General features: G+C 69.7%; 14 protein-coding genes. 2 read left to right on the top strand and 12 right to left on the bottom strand.

The window, feature by feature from the left end:
* The first annotated feature begins 90 nt into the window (after positions 1 to 90).
* Positions 91 to 1,113, top strand: coding sequence for a substrate-binding domain-containing protein (locus tag IFR14_RS01215; protein WP_191939965.1), 1,023 nt, complete (start codon positions 91 to 93; stop codon positions 1,111 to 1,113).
* A 48-nt stretch (positions 1,114 to 1,161) separates the two neighbouring features.
* Here IFR14_RS01215 and IFR14_RS01210 read toward each other — a convergent pair whose 3' ends face one another.
* From IFR14_RS01210 to IFR14_RS01180, 7 genes are all read right to left on the bottom strand, one after another.
* Positions 1,162 to 1,443, bottom strand: a complete 282-nt coding sequence (locus IFR14_RS01210; RefSeq protein WP_137242913.1) for a hypothetical protein — start codon at positions 1,441 to 1,443, stop codon at positions 1,162 to 1,164.
* A gap of 86 nt (positions 1,444 to 1,529) precedes the next feature.
* Entirely contained in the window at positions 1,530 to 2,435 is a 906-nt protein-coding gene (gene rarD, locus IFR14_RS01205; RefSeq protein ID WP_137242914.1) for an EamA family transporter RarD, read from the bottom strand.
* A 135-nt stretch (positions 2,436 to 2,570) separates the two neighbouring features.
* Entirely contained in the window at positions 2,571 to 3,659 is a 1,089-nt protein-coding gene (locus IFR14_RS01200; protein WP_137242915.1) for a hypothetical protein, read from the bottom strand.
* 163 nt (positions 3,660 to 3,822) lie between these two features.
* Complete coding sequence (gene manD, locus IFR14_RS01195) at positions 3,823 to 5,064, bottom strand: D-mannonate dehydratase ManD (RefSeq protein WP_079704346.1); 1,242 nt, start codon at positions 5,062 to 5,064, stop codon at positions 3,823 to 3,825.
* A 30-nt stretch (positions 5,065 to 5,094) separates the two neighbouring features.
* Positions 5,095 to 6,483, bottom strand: coding sequence for an MFS transporter (locus IFR14_RS01190; protein WP_137242916.1), 1,389 nt, complete (start codon positions 6,481 to 6,483; stop codon positions 5,095 to 5,097).
* 63 nt (positions 6,484 to 6,546) lie between these two features.
* Positions 6,547 to 7,551, bottom strand: a complete 1,005-nt coding sequence (locus IFR14_RS01185; RefSeq protein WP_137242917.1) for an L-idonate 5-dehydrogenase — start codon at positions 7,549 to 7,551, stop codon at positions 6,547 to 6,549.
* A complete protein-coding gene (locus tag IFR14_RS01180; RefSeq protein ID WP_191939964.1) occupies positions 7,548 to 9,065 on the bottom strand; it encodes a mannitol dehydrogenase family protein in 1,518 nt (505 codons plus the stop codon). Before IFR14_RS01180 ends, IFR14_RS01185 begins: the two co-directional genes overlap by 4 nt.
* A gap of 154 nt (positions 9,066 to 9,219) precedes the next feature.
* On the opposite strand from IFR14_RS01180, the gene IFR14_RS01175 reads away from it, so the two are divergent.
* Entirely contained in the window at positions 9,220 to 10,185 is a 966-nt protein-coding gene (locus IFR14_RS01175) for a substrate-binding domain-containing protein (protein WP_191939963.1), read from the top strand.
* A 24-nt stretch (positions 10,186 to 10,209) separates the two neighbouring features.
* On the opposite strand, the gene IFR14_RS01170 is transcribed toward IFR14_RS01175, so the two are convergent.
* The 5 genes from IFR14_RS01170 to IFR14_RS01150 are packed head-to-tail and all read right to left on the bottom strand — an operon-like array spanning position 10,210 to position 13,649.
* Positions 10,210 to 10,983, bottom strand: coding sequence for an ABC transporter permease (locus tag IFR14_RS01170; RefSeq protein WP_191939962.1), 774 nt, complete (start codon positions 10,981 to 10,983; stop codon positions 10,210 to 10,212).
* Positions 10,980 to 11,939 (bottom strand): ABC transporter ATP-binding protein, encoded by a 960-nt coding sequence (locus IFR14_RS01165; RefSeq protein ID WP_191939961.1) that lies wholly within the window; start codon positions 11,937 to 11,939, stop codon positions 10,980 to 10,982. The genes IFR14_RS01170 and IFR14_RS01165 overlap by 4 nt, the downstream gene beginning before the upstream one ends.
* Complete coding sequence (locus IFR14_RS01160; RefSeq protein WP_079704339.1) at positions 11,936 to 12,160, bottom strand: helix-turn-helix transcriptional regulator; 225 nt, start codon at positions 12,158 to 12,160, stop codon at positions 11,936 to 11,938. The genes IFR14_RS01165 and IFR14_RS01160 overlap by 4 nt, the downstream gene beginning before the upstream one ends.
* Entirely contained in the window at positions 12,157 to 12,579 is a 423-nt protein-coding gene (locus tag IFR14_RS01155) for a hypothetical protein (protein WP_137242920.1), read from the bottom strand. Before IFR14_RS01155 ends, IFR14_RS01160 begins: the two co-directional genes overlap by 4 nt.
* Positions 12,576 to 13,649 (bottom strand): ABC transporter permease, encoded by a 1,074-nt coding sequence (locus IFR14_RS01150; RefSeq protein ID WP_137242921.1) that lies wholly within the window; start codon positions 13,647 to 13,649, stop codon positions 12,576 to 12,578. Before IFR14_RS01150 ends, IFR14_RS01155 begins: the two co-directional genes overlap by 4 nt.
* Positions 13,650 to 13,730: the final 81 nt, after the last annotated feature.

Genomic DNA, 13,730 nt, shown 5'->3' with positions numbered 1-13,730 from the left:
CTGTGAACGTACACAGAGTAGGCGTGCGTTTCTGAATCTGTCAACACGGAGCCCGCCGAAAGCCGCCCGGACCGGCGCTAGGGTGGAGCCGTGACCCCTCCGCCGACCCGACGCAAGCGAGCGACGGTGCACGATGTCGCCGTCGAAGCCGGCGTCTCCCGGGGCACGGTCAGCCGGGTCGTCAACGGCGAGCGCTACGTGTCGGCCGAAGCGCGCGAGGCGATCGAGGCCGCCATCGAGAAGGTCGGCTACGTGCCGAACACGGCCGCCCGGAACCTCGTCATGCAGCGCACCCAGGCCGTCGGATTCGTCGTCCACGAGCCGCACAGCCTGTTCGTCGACGATCCCAACATCGGCAACATCCTGCTCGGGGCGAACGAGGCCCTGTCACAGGCCGACCACCAGCTCGTCTGCCTGGTCGTCGACTCCGAGCGCGACACCGATCGCATCACCCGGTACCTCTCGGGCGGCTTCGTCGACGGGGTGATCATGGTGTCTGCGCGCCAGAACGACCCGATCACGCGTGTCATCGAGCGCCTCGGCCTCCCGGCGACCTTCGTCGGCCACCCGCCCGACCTCCGTGAGCTCCCCTTCGTCGGGATCGACAACCGGTCGGCATCGGTCGACATCACCGGTGAGCTGATCGGCGCCGGCCGACGGCACATCGGCATGATCGCGGCGGCCCTCGACCGGGATTCCGGCTCCGACCGACTCGCCGGATTCCGCGATGCGCTCGGCGACCGCTTCGACGAACGACTCGTCGTGGAGGTCCCGCTCTACTCGCACCAGGACGGCTTCGCCGGCATGTCGGAACTGCTGCGCCGGGAGCCGGCCGTCGACGGCGTGTTCGCGGCTTCGGACGCCGTCGCGGCCGGAGCGCTCGAAGCCCTCCGTGCGGCAGGGCGGAGTGTGCCGGAGGACGTGTCGGTTGTCGGCTTCGACGACTCGGCGTGGGCGCTCCGTTGCCACCCGCCGCTCACCACCGTGCACCAGCCGGCGGCGGCCGTCGGTCAGCGCGCGGCGGAGGTGCTCCTCGCGCAGCTCCGGGGCGAGACGATCTCGCCTGTCGGCTCGTTCGTCCCCACGTCGATCGTGCGTCGCGGGAGCGTCTGAACCCGTTCATCCGCCCGAATTCGCGCGAACGGACGCCGGTCGATCAGGTCAGACGGGTGGCGACGGCAGTCGGATCGCGGCGCGCTTGGCATCGTCGAAGGTGTCCACGTGGACCCACTCGGGTGGGCTCGGCGCCACGATGAGGACGTCGTAGCCGGAGCCCTGTGCCTCGACGTAGGCGAGACAGCAGTCTGGCGATGAGGGATCGGCGTCGTTCGAGATCCGCCATTGGCGGTTGCCGATCGGAACGACATGGTGTCGGTCGGTCGCGTCTCGCTGCGGGGCAAAGGGCGGCTCGAGCGACACTGCTGGAGCATGCTTCGTGACCATGACCTCAGGCTACGTCGGCGCACGGACCGGTCCACGAGGCTTGACTTCACAGGTTCACGGCGACGCGCCGTGCGGTGGGAGGACGGTCAGCGCGGTGGCCGGCGCGAGGTCTCGAGCCCGAGCAGGACGAGGGCGACCACGATCGGGCCGTAGACGAACCCGTCGGCGAGCGTCAGGGATTCGCCGAGGAGGAGGACCGCCACGAGGACCAGTAGCACCGGTTCCAGGTAGCTGAGCAGTCCGAAGACGCCGAACGACAGCAGGCGACTCGCGACGAGGTACAGCACGAGGGCGACGCCACCGATCACCCCGAGGAGCACGATCCCCCAGCCCAGCTGCGGGTGCGCGGCCAGGATGGCGAGTGAGGACGGTTGCAGCGCCAGCACGATCGCGGCGGGGACGAGGACCGCCAGCTCGAAGCAGAACGCACCGATCGAGTCGAGCCCGGCTCGGCGCCGGATCGCGAAGTACACCGGGTAGCCGACCGCGACCGCGATGGTCGCCCAGGACAGTCCACCGGCCACGACGATCGCGGCGGTGACGCCGATGGCGGCTGCGGCGACCGCAGCGATCCGGAGCGGTGCGAGTCGCTCCCGATGCAAGACGACGCCGACCACGACCATCGCCAGCGGCATCAGGAGGTAGCCGAGCGCGAGTTCGAGCCCGTGCCCCGTCTGCGGTGCCCAACCGAAGAGCCACAGCTGCAGGGACAACAGGAGCCCGTCGACCACGACCACGAGGACGAGGAGCGGACGACGCGCGAGACGGACCGCGATGTCGCGGACGTCCCGCCACCACCCGAACACGACGATGAGCGTCGCCAGCACCGGCACCGTCGCGATCACGCGCCAGGCGAAGATCTCGTTCGCTCCGAACGGCTCCAGCAGCGGTGGCAGGAAGAACAGCGCCGCGAACAGGAACGAGGCGACGACGGAGACGAGGACCCCGCGGGGCGTCGTCTCGCGATGCTCAGGGGGAAGGGCGGCCGTCACGGGTCCTCACCCTATCGTCGCGCGGGCAGCTCAGCTCGCGCCACACAGAGCATGAACACCTGCGCCTTCAGGCCGAACGCTGGAACGTACTTCACGCGTCCCCACCCCTCATCTGGTGCATGACATCGCCCACGCTCACCAGGTGTACGGGTCGAAGGTCCACGTGCCGTCGGTCGACAACACGACGGCACCGTCCACCCACACCTCGCAGTCCTCCGCGGTCACGATGCCGTATTCGCCCGACGCCGAGGCGAACGCGGCGAGGAAGTCGGCACTACCCCGACGGGTGGTGGTCACGAGGAACCCCGCCGTCGCGGAGTACTCCGAGAACTCGAACTCGGGACCACGGGTCAACAGCCAGGTGACGCCCGACATCTCGTCGCCCTCCGAATTGTCGATCGCGATGGAGCAGCCCTCGGGTTCATAGGACGTCGATGCGATGCAGGCGTCCACGTACGCGTGGACCGCAGCGGTCGCCCCCTCCTGCCCGAGCGCCGTCAGTGTCGGGTACAGATACGCCGTCGGCCTGCCGTCCCACTCGGCCTCCACGCTGGGCACCTCGAAGTCGAAGAAGCCGGTGGTCGAGTCGGCCGCGATGTCGTACTTCCCCGGTCCGACGACGTAGACCGTCGTCTCATCCACTGTGCCCACATGCTCGCCTCCGACGGAGAGGTCCAGCGCACCGAACCTGACCGTGGGCACCGTGATGGTCGGCAGGCTCGCCGGTTCGATGCGCCACGCGCTGAACCACAGGAAGCCGGACGGCTGTGAGCGCAGCGTGAACGCCGTGGTCTGTCGTTCACCGCCGCGCTCGAACGCGACGTCGACCGTAGCGACCCCGTTCTCGGTCCGGGTCGCTCCGACGCGATAAGCCGTCGGGCGGTTGGTCGCGAGCGCGTACCGCTCATCGGTCAGGAGGTCGGCGCTGTAGCCGAGTTCGGCGGCGGCGGCAGCGGTGCCGTCCATCGCGACCGCCCGTTCGAGGTGCCCGTCCTCCAGTGCGTCGAGGTACGGCTGCAGCATCACCGACGGTGCCGTGGCCGCCGTCAGCGACACCGACGCGCCGACCACCCAGGCCGCGGCGACGACGACCGTGGCGGCGATGACACCGCCGAAGGCGACCGGACGCAGTCGGTGCGACGGCGAAGCGACGGGGGCGACGCTGCCGCCTCGGGTGACTGGTTCAGCGGTGTCGGCCGCGCCGACGGTCGGGTCCTCGTGCACCGGGCATCCTTCGATTCCGGGTCGCAGGGAGGAGCTGCCGTCCCGGAACCCGCAGCGCCTCGCGCATCGGGACGGACGTGGCGGAGGACCGCACGCGTTCGAGGCAGCACCGCATCATCTCACCTCACAGCCGCGGAGCACCAGATGCCACCGCCGCCGCCGCTCACCAGTCGTGGACGGTGCCGTCCGTCAGCCGGTTCACCGGCAGGTACGCCTTCGTGTACTCGAACGCGGCGGCCGCGTCCTCGTCGAGTTCGACGCCGAGGCCGGGCTGCTCGCCGGGGTGCAGGAAGCCGTCGTCGAAGGTGAAGGAGGTCTGGAACACCTCGAGGGTCTGCTCGTTGTGCGGCATGTACTCCTGGATCCCGAAGTTGTGGATCGCGAGGTCGAGGTGCAACGCTGCGGCCATACCGATGGGCGAGATGTCGGTGGGGCCGTGGATGCCGGAACGGATCCCGTAGATCGCCGCGAAGTCGAGCAGTTTCTTCATCGCCGTGATGCCACCGGTGTGCGTCACCGCCGAGCGGACGTAGTCGATGAGGCGCTCGGTGATGAGGGTCTGGTAGTCGTACACCGAGTTGAAGACCTCGCCGATGGCCAGCGGCGTGGTCGAGTGCTGGCGGACGAGTCGCAGGGCGGTCTGGTCCTCCCCCGGTGTGCAGTCCTCGAGCCAGAAGAGCTTGTACGGCTCGATGTCCTTCGCGAACCGGGCAGCCTCGATCGGCGACATGCGGTGGTGTCCGTCATGCAGGATCCGGAGGCCCGTCCCGAAGTCCTCGCGGATCCGTTCGAAGACGCCCGGCATGTGCGCGAGGTAGCCGGCGGTGTCCCAGGACTCCTCGGTCGGTGCCGTGGCTGCCGAGCCGTCCGCCGCGCGCTTCGCCGGCTCGTAGTCGTAGCGGACACCGGGCCCTGAGGCGGACACCCCGTAGACCTGCCCGAGCCCCGGTACACCGGTCTGGACCCGCACCGCGGTGAACCCGAGCTCCTGGTACCCGGTGATCGCGTTGGCGAGCGCCTGGTAGTCCGTCCCCGAGGCGTGGGCGTACGCCCGGATCCCTGATCGGCTCGCCCCGCCGAGCAGCTGGTACAACGGCACCCCGGCCTTCTTGGCCTTGATATCCCAGAGCGCCATGTCCACCGCGGCGATGGCCGCCATCGTGACGGGGCCGCGCCGCCAGTACGGTCCGCGGTACAGGTACTGCCAGGTGTCCTCGATGCGGTCCTCGTCGCGACCGATCAGCATCGACGCGACGTGGTCGCCGAGGTACGAAGCGACGGCGAGTTCGCGCCCGTTGAGGGTCGCGTCGCCCCAGCCCACGACGCCGTCGCTGGTGGTGATCTTCAGGGTGACGAAGTTCCGGCCGGGACTCGTCACGATGACGTCCGCGCGTTCGATGCTCATGAGGTTCCTTTCGAGGAGGTCGGGTGCCGGTCAGATGGCGTCGCGCGGGTCGGTGAGGTCCCGACCGGCGACCTCGGGCATCCAGATGGACGCGACCAGGGCGCAGAGGGTGAAGACGCCGAGCATGATGATGATCGGGATGAAGGAGCCGGTGGCGGCGGACACCCAGGCGGCGGCGATGACGGGGCCAGCGCCGGTCGCGACGATCGCGGCGATCTCCCGGGCCATCGCGGTGTAGGTGTAGCGGTTCCGCGCGCCGAACAGCTCCGGCAGGGTCAGGTTCTCGAGCGACGCGAAGCTCATCACGGCCAGGTTGTGCAGGACGACGTAGCCGACGAACACCTGGACGGTGTCCTTGCTGTGGATCATGAGCATGGTCGGGACGATGATGATGAGCGCGATGATCGCCCACACCATGTACATGCGCTTCCGTCCGTACCGGTCACCGAGCCAACCGGAGAGCGGCACGGTGATGAAGGCGACGAGCGAGGAGACGATGACGGCGTTCACACCGATCGACCGGTCCAGCAGCAGGACGACGGTGATGTAGCTGATGAGGTAGGTCTGGACGAGTCCCGAGTTGCCGGCCTGACCGAACCGCAACAGGAGCGCGATGCTGAACGCCTTGATCGGCTTGCGGTTCATGGCCTCGAGGGTGCGGAGGTTGCCGGTCTCGGTCGCGAGGGCGATGGTCTCCTGCTTGGTGAGCGCCTTGCCGTCGACGACGTCGTCGCGCTCCTCGAAGACCGGGCTCTCCTTGAGGTTGAAGCGGACCCAGACCGCGAAGAGCATGATCACGACGCTGCCGATGAAGGGGATGCGCCAGGCCCAGGCGATGACCTCGTCTTCGCTGAACGCCAGGAGCAGACCGGCCCACAGCGCGGAGGCGAGCAGGGTGCCGCAGTTGGTCCCGAGCGCCACGAGCGACGCGATGATGCCGCGTCGCTTGGCCGGGGCGTACTCGGCGAGCATGACGCCAGCGCCCGAGATCTCAGCACCGGCTCCGAAGCCCTGCGCGATCCGCAGGAGGACCAGCAGGATCGGCGCGAGGAGGCCCACCTGCGAGTAGGTCGGCAGGAATCCGATGAGCGTCGTCGACAACCCCATGAGCAGGATCGTGTAGAAGAGGACCTTGGTCCGGCCGGTCTTGTCGCCGAGCCGGGCGAAGAAGAACGCGCCGACCGGACGGGCGACGTAGCCGACCCCGTACGTCGCCATCGCGGCGACGACGGCCATGGCCGGGTCCTCGTTGGAGAAGAAGAGGTCGGCGAACACGAGCGCGGCGGCCAGCGAGTAGAGCTGGTAGTCCATGAACTCGAGCGCGGTGCCGAGCCACCCGGAGATGGCGGCCCGGACGAGGTCGCGGACGGATCGGTTCGCGGTGGGGTCGCCGGTGGCGACGGACGTGGGTTCTGACATGAGGTACTCCTTCGGACCTACGGGATGCAGCGGAAGTGGGGGTGGGAGTGTGCGGTGGGTGGCTCAGAAGGCGAGGAGCACCTTCGCCGAGCGGGACGAGTCTCGAGCGACGGCGAAGGCGTCGACGGCCTCCTCGGCTGGGATGACCTGGGTCACGACGGCGTCGAGGAGATCGCCCTCGGCGAGGAACGCGATCGCGTCGTCGATCTCGGTGGAGAAGCGGAACGCACCGCGGATGGTGAGCTCCTTGGCGAGCATGGGGGCGAGGTTGATCGGGCTGTCGGCGTCGGGGAGCATGCCGACCTGGACGATCGACCCGCCTCGTTTCGCGGCACGAACCGCCTGGGTCAGGGCGACCGGTGAGCCGGAGCATTCGAAGACGACGTCGTAGGACTCGTCGGCGACAGCGTCGCGACCCACGATGAGGAGCTCACCGGCCCCGACGGTCGCGGCGCGTTCCAGTGCCTGTTCGCGCATGTCGCTCGCCGCGATCGTCGCTGCACCGGCCCGGCCGGCCGCGGCGATCACGAGCAGACCGATGGGCCCTGCACCGATGACGAGGACCCGCGCACCGCGCACGTCGCCGGCCAGCCCGACCGCGTGCATGGCGACCGCGAGGGGTTCGGCGAGCGCCGCCCGCTCGAGCGGGAGCCCGTCGGGCAGGACGCGCACCATCGAGTGTTCGACGATCAGGTACTCCGAGGCCCCACCCTGTCGGTGCGGGTCCGCCGCGGCGCTCCCGAGGTAGTCGCCGCCGGGTCGCAGGTGTGGGCGGTCCTCGAGCCCCTGCAGGCTCGGGCCGTATCGCGCCGGGTGCACGGTGACCCGGGTGCCGGGGGCGAGCCGCCCGGAGGGGTCCACGTCGACGACGGCCGAGAGCTCGTGGCCGGGGGTGAGCGGTTCGCGGATGACGTACTCGCCGTTCGCCCCGTTGAAGTAGTAGTGCAGGTCGGAGCCGCAGATACCGACGTACCGCACCCGGAGGCGGACCTCGCCGTCGCGTGGTTCCGGGGCGGGGGCGTCCTCCCAGCGGATGTCCTCCGCGCCGTGGATCGCGAGCGTCTTCATCGGTTGGCTCCTGTCCTGGTCATGGGTGCCTGCGAGGCGGCGATGCTGTCGCGGATGGCCGCGTCGACGCCGTGTCGACGGATGGTGTCGATCAGTTCACCGACCCGCGAGATGAAGGTCGGCTGCTCGGCGAGGTCCTGCCCGAAGAGGTGCAGCTCCGCGATCACCCGATGCGCGAGGTGCCGACCGTCCGTCGACGTGCCCGCCAGCCGGGCGAGCTCCTCGCGGGCCGGATCGACCATGGCGCGCGCGTGCGGACCGGGATCGAACCCCGGCATCGGGGCGATGCAGGACAGGTAGGCCGCGACCGTGAGGGCGATGAGGTGTGGAACGGATCCGGCCTCGAGCAGACGGAGGGCGGGCTCCGGGATGCGCTGTCGCAGCTTCACCGACCCGTCGGTGCCCACCTGCGCCGTGCGGTGCCCGAGGGCATGGTTCGCCCAGCGTTCGAAGAGCTGCCCCTCATACGTGCGGACGTCGACGCCGGACGGGAACCGCACCGACGGTTCATACTCGTCGCGGAGGATCGCCAGTGCGGCGGATTCGACGGCGGTGTCGGCGATCGACTCCGAGATCGTGGCCACCCCGCGGAGCGCACCGAGGTAGGCGATGAGCGAGTGCGTCCCGTTGAGGAGCCGCACCTTCATCTGCTCGTACGCCCCCACCTCGTCGGTGAACACGGCGCCTCCGGCCTCCCAGGCGGGACGCGCAGCGGCGAAGCGGTCCTCGATCGCCCACATCGTGAACGGTTCGGCGGAGACCGGCGCGTCGTCCCGGACGCCGAGCCGGGCTGCCACGAGCTCGCGCAGTCGCGGGGTCGTCGCCGGGACGATGCGGTCGACCATGCTGGACGGGAAGGCGACCGCGCTGTCGAGGTAGGCGAGCGCTTCCGCGCCCTCGGTGCCGCGCAGTTCGGAGAGGAAGGCCCGGACGAGCGCCTCCGTGCGTGCGCCGTTCTCGCTCAGGTTGTCGCAGCTCAGGATCGTGATCGGGGCGCCGCTGCCGGAGGCCCGCCGCTGGAGGCCGCGGGCGAGTTGGCCGATGGTCGTCTGTGGGGCACCTCCCCGGAGGTCGGCTGCGATCAGCGGGTCGTTCAGATCGAGGAGGCCGGTCGACGGCGAGGCGCTGTAGCCGTGCTCCGTCACGGTCAGCGTGACGACCCGGATGCGGTCGTCCGCGAGGGTACCGACCACACGCTCCGGATCCTCCGCCGCGACGAACACGTCGGTGTGCACCGCAGGCACGGAGAACGAGGCCCCGGCGGGTGAGATCTCGGCGACCGTGTAGCGGAGATCCTGCGCCCGCATGGCGTCGACGACCGCTCGGGACCGGGATGCGACACCGACGATGCCCCATTCATCGCCGTCCGCGCTGAGCGCAGCCGACGTGTAGACGGCCTGGTGCGCTCGGTGGAAGTTGCCGAGACCGAGGTGCAGGATGCCGGCGGCGGACGGTGCCGGGTGCTCCGGACGCGGGCCCGAGCCGGCGCCCAGTCGCGGCGGCAGGGCCGTCATCGCCGAGCCTCGGGGCACCGCGTCGTCGGCTGGAGGAGATCCACGTCGATCATCATGAAAGCGATTCTGAATGGTTTGTACAAAGTTTGTCAAGTAGTTTCATGGCAGCATGATGCCGCATCATGAGTACACCCGACCCCGCGGAGGATCAACCGTGACCGCCACCCTCACCGATGTCGCCCGTCACGCGGGCGTCTCCATCGCCACCGCGTCGCGGGCGTTCGGCGAGCCGGATCGCCTTGCGAACGCGACGCTCGAGCGGGTCCTCACGGCGGCGGCGGACCTCGGGTACTCGAACCCGAACGGTTCGACGGCGGAGAAGACGTTCGGCGTCATCGTCCCCGACATCGCCAGCCCGGTCTACGCGACCCTCCTGAAGGGCGTCCACGCCCAGGCCTGGCAGGGACGCCACCGCCCGGTGTTGTTCGACACCGATGAGGACCTGCATCGCGAGCACGAGCAGCTCGAACTGGCGCGGAAGCTCAACGGGATGCTCCTCTGCTCGCCACGCCTCCCCGACGACGAGATCCGCGCGCTCGTGGGCGACACCCCGGTCGTGGTGGTCAACCGCATCATCGACGGCCTCCCCTACGTCGTGATGGACACCGAGAGCGGGCCACGGCAGGCGGTCGAACACCTCGCCGCACTGGGTCACCGACACATCGCCTATGCGGCCGGTCCGAAGCACTCCTGGGCGGACCTCCGCCGTGGCGACGCGGTCGCGGCTGCATGCGAGCAGCTCGACATCGAGTTCACCCGCCTGGGCCACCAGGCGGCCTCGATCCAGGGCGGCCTCGCCGCAGCGGCCACGATCGTGGCGAGCGGTGCGACGGCGGTCATCGCCTACAACGACCTGGTCGCCCTCGGCATCGACGCCGGGATCACGTCGATGGGCAAGCGCTGCCCCGACGACCTCAGCATCATCGGCACCGACGACATCGAGATGGCGTCCATCCGCCAGCCCGGTCTCACCACCGTGCGGCTCGCGATCAACCGGTGCGGGTCGTTGGCGGTCGAGGTGCTGCTCCAGGCCATGGCCGGAGGGTCGCCCCGTTCGGTCGCGAGTCTCGACTCGCAGCTCATCGTGCGCGATTCGACGGCACCCCCGCGCCGGGCCTGAAGCGACGGACGGCAGCCTCGCCGATCAGCCGGCGTCCCATCGGTGGAGCCGGGCGGCCGCGAGACCCGACACGAGCGCGCACGCCGCCATCAGGCTCCAGACCACCGCGAGCGGCACGGGCTGAGGGCCCTGGGAGATGGTCGCCTCGAGCGCGCCGACGATCCAGGTCGTGGGCAGGAGCCGGAAGAGACCGGCGACCCACTCCGGAAGGAACGCGAGCGGGAAGAGGGCCCCGGACGTGGCCAGAGCGAGCATCGGCAGCAGGTACGCGAGTTGCATGGCGATGTCCGGGTTCGACAGCCGGGCGGCGAGGAGATAGCCGAAGCCGAGCAGCATCGCGCCGCCGAGCAGCATCGTGACGGCGACCGCGACGAGATCGGAGAGCGGACGGGTCGGCACCGTCCAAGCGGCCAGGGCGAGGATCACCGCGGCCTCGCCGACGACCATCCCCACACGGATCGGCAGGTGTCCGAGCAGGTACGCGTCGCGTCGGGCCGGCGAGGTCGACAGCGCCCGCAGCAGGCCGGTGCTGCGATGCCGGACCAGCGGGACCGTGGTGAGCATGAACGCGATCGCCATCAAGCCCGTGCTCGAAACGAGCGGGAGGCCTCGCTCCAGCACGCCGGCCGGGGTGCCGGACGCCGTCGCCACGAGGGCGTCCACACCCCAGAGCAGCCCGATCAAAGCCAGGAAACTCGCCACGAGTGCGATGATCGAGCGCGGGTCCCGGACGAGGTCGCGCGCGTGGGCCGCGGCGAAGCTCCGGACCTGAGCTGGGAACGTAGGCGTCGTGCTCATGGGCTGTGGGCCCGGTCGCCGTCGGCTGCGGACGTCGGCCGATTCGCGAGATCGATGAAGAGATCCTCGAGTGACCCGTGCGCCACTCGGAACCCCCGCGGTCTGAGACCGGTGGAGAAGGTGAGTCGGCGCAGCACGGCGTCAGGGTCGTCGGTCACGATCCCGACCAGGCTGACGGCGCCCTTCGCCGTCACGGTGATCTCGCCGGGGATGTCGTGCGAACGCAACTCGTCCGCGGTGGTCCGGCCGGGGACCTCGAAGGTCACCGTGGCCGTCGCGGCGTGTTCCCGGACCAGGGTCTCCGGCTCCCCCGAGGCGGCGATCGAGCCGTCCACGAGGACGGCGATCCGGTCGCAGACCTGGGTGGCCTCGTCCATGTGATGCGTCGAGAGCAGGATCGTGGTCCCGCGTTCCTGCTGGCGCCGGATGATGCCCCAGAGGTTCCGTCGGGCCTGCGGGTCGAGTCCGGCCGACGGCTCGTCGAGGACGACGATCTCCGGATTGCCGATCAACGCGATGGCGATCAGCAGGCGACGCTCCTGGCCGCCTGAGAGGTGCTTCACGCGCACGCGCCGTGCCTCCCCCAGATCGAGCTCGTCCAAGACCTCCTCGGGACGCCGCACATCCCGGTAGAACGACGCGAAGAGGTCGAGCGCCTCCGTGACCGTGAGCGTCGGGAACAGGGTGGCGGCCTGCGGCTGCACCGCCATCCGCTCGGTCACGTATCGGCGGTCGATCGACGGGTCTCGTCCAAGCACCCGGACGGTTCCGTCGGTGGGACGGCGGAGTCCGACGATGGTCTCGAGCGTGGTGGTCTTCCCGGCGCCGTTCGGTCCCAGCAGCCCGAACACCTCCCCCGCGTGGACTCGGAGGGAGACGTCGCGCAGGACGCTCCGGTCGCCGTAGCGCTTGCTGAGCCGGTCGACGGTGACGACCACTCGGTCCGATTCGTTCATCGTCGTCCTCCCGACGGCGGGGCATCGTGTTCACCCGGGAAGAAGATCTCCTCGATCGGGCGGGAGAGCAGTGCGGAGACCCGGAACGCCAACGGCAGGGACGGGTCGTAGCGCCCGGTCTCGAGCGCGTTCACCGTCTGCCTGGAGACGCCGAGTGCTTCAGCGAACTGGACCTGGGTCCACCCGCGTTCGGTGCGCAGGGCGCGGACGTCGTTCTTCATCGGGTGGCCCGGAAGGAGACGACACCGATGGTCACGCCCCACACCGCCATCCCGCCGATGAACACCCACCATTCCGGCTGGGCGACGACGACACCGGCGGTCGACAGGAACACGACCGCGAGGCTGATCAGCATCGCCGCACCGAACCCGATGGCGAGACTCAGCACGATCACTCCGCGCTGCAGTTCGTCGACGCGGCGCACGTGTCGGACGAGTGCGATCACGATCCACACCACCGGCACGAGTGGGACGAGTGCGACCGCGACGGCTGCGGGCGATCCCGGCTCGGTGGGGAACAGCTCCGGCAGGAAGAGGAACGTCACGAGGAACCCGACGGCACCGGCCGCGATCTCCCACATGTATCTACGGGACGCACGACGCTCCTGCGGTGTCGATCCCCGTGTCGTGTGCTCGTTCATGCAGCCACCTCTCGTTGCGTGTCGGACATCGTGGTCGCCCGCCCATCGCGCTCGGACTGATCCCACTCGAACCACCGCACGGCGAGCACGCCTGCTGCGACGGTGACGAGCGACATGAGCCCCCAGAGCGCGGGGACGGGGAGGAACGGTTCGGCCCCGGTCAGTGAGGCACTCGCGGCGGCGACGAACCAGGTGGTCGGCAGGCAGTTCATGGCGACCGGCACGGCGGCAGGAAGGATGGACTGCGGCAGGAGCCCACCCGACGCGAACACGAGCCCGATCGTCACCATCACCATCGTCTGTTGTGTCGCCTCGGCGTTCCGCGATCGCGCGGCGAACACGAGCGCCAGAGCGAACAGCATCGCCGCTCCGAGGAGGAACGAGACCCCCAGGGCCGGGAGGTCCACACCGTCGACGTACCTGCGCCAGACCGCGATCCCGGTCGTCAGCACCAGGATCCCCGCCGCCACCAGCGCGCGCAAGGGGAGCTGCGCGAGGAGGAAGGTCGACCGGCGGAGCGGCGTCACGCCGAGCAGCCGGAGCAGCCCGCGCTCCCGCATCGCCACGAGTGGGACGGTCGTGCCGATGAACGCCAGGCTCGCGACCCCGACCAGGACCACGATGCCGAGGTTCTCCTGGAGCGGGTCGATCTTCACGTCACCCTCGTCGTCCATCACCGTCACCCCGTGGGCCGGGACGCCTGCGTCGCGCAGCCCTCGCCAGATCGGGTCCCATGCAGCCTGGTCCGCAGCGTCGAGCACCACCAGGGCGCGCCCCTCGTGCACGGTCACCCGCGTGTTCCGATCGGGGTCGTCGGGGGCGACCACCTGCACACCGGCCCGCTCGAGCGCCGACGAGACTCCCGGTTCGTCCGTGTCCAGCGCTGCGACCGGAGCAGGGCCCAGGACGACGAACGCGAGCCACATGGAGACGTAGATCACGAGGATGATGCCGGTCATGAACCACATCGAGATCCCGGTGAGCGGGTTCCTGAGCACGTCGCGAGCGCTCATCGACGCCAGCCGCCGGAACGCGGTGCCGCCGCAGCGGGCCGACCTGTCGTTCGTCATCGTCGGCGCATCTGGAAGATCGAGTCCGAAATGACAAGGAAACCTGACATACGTCAAGCATGCTTGTCATCCGGCGACGTG

This window comes from Plantibacter sp. CFBP 8775, assembly GCF_014839505.1.
In the GTDB taxonomy this organism is placed as follows: domain Bacteria; phylum Actinomycetota; class Actinomycetes; order Actinomycetales; family Microbacteriaceae; genus Plantibacter; species Plantibacter auratus.
The sequence above is the reverse complement of the archived record's forward strand: the minus strand, read 5'-3'. Positions and strand labels throughout refer to the sequence as shown.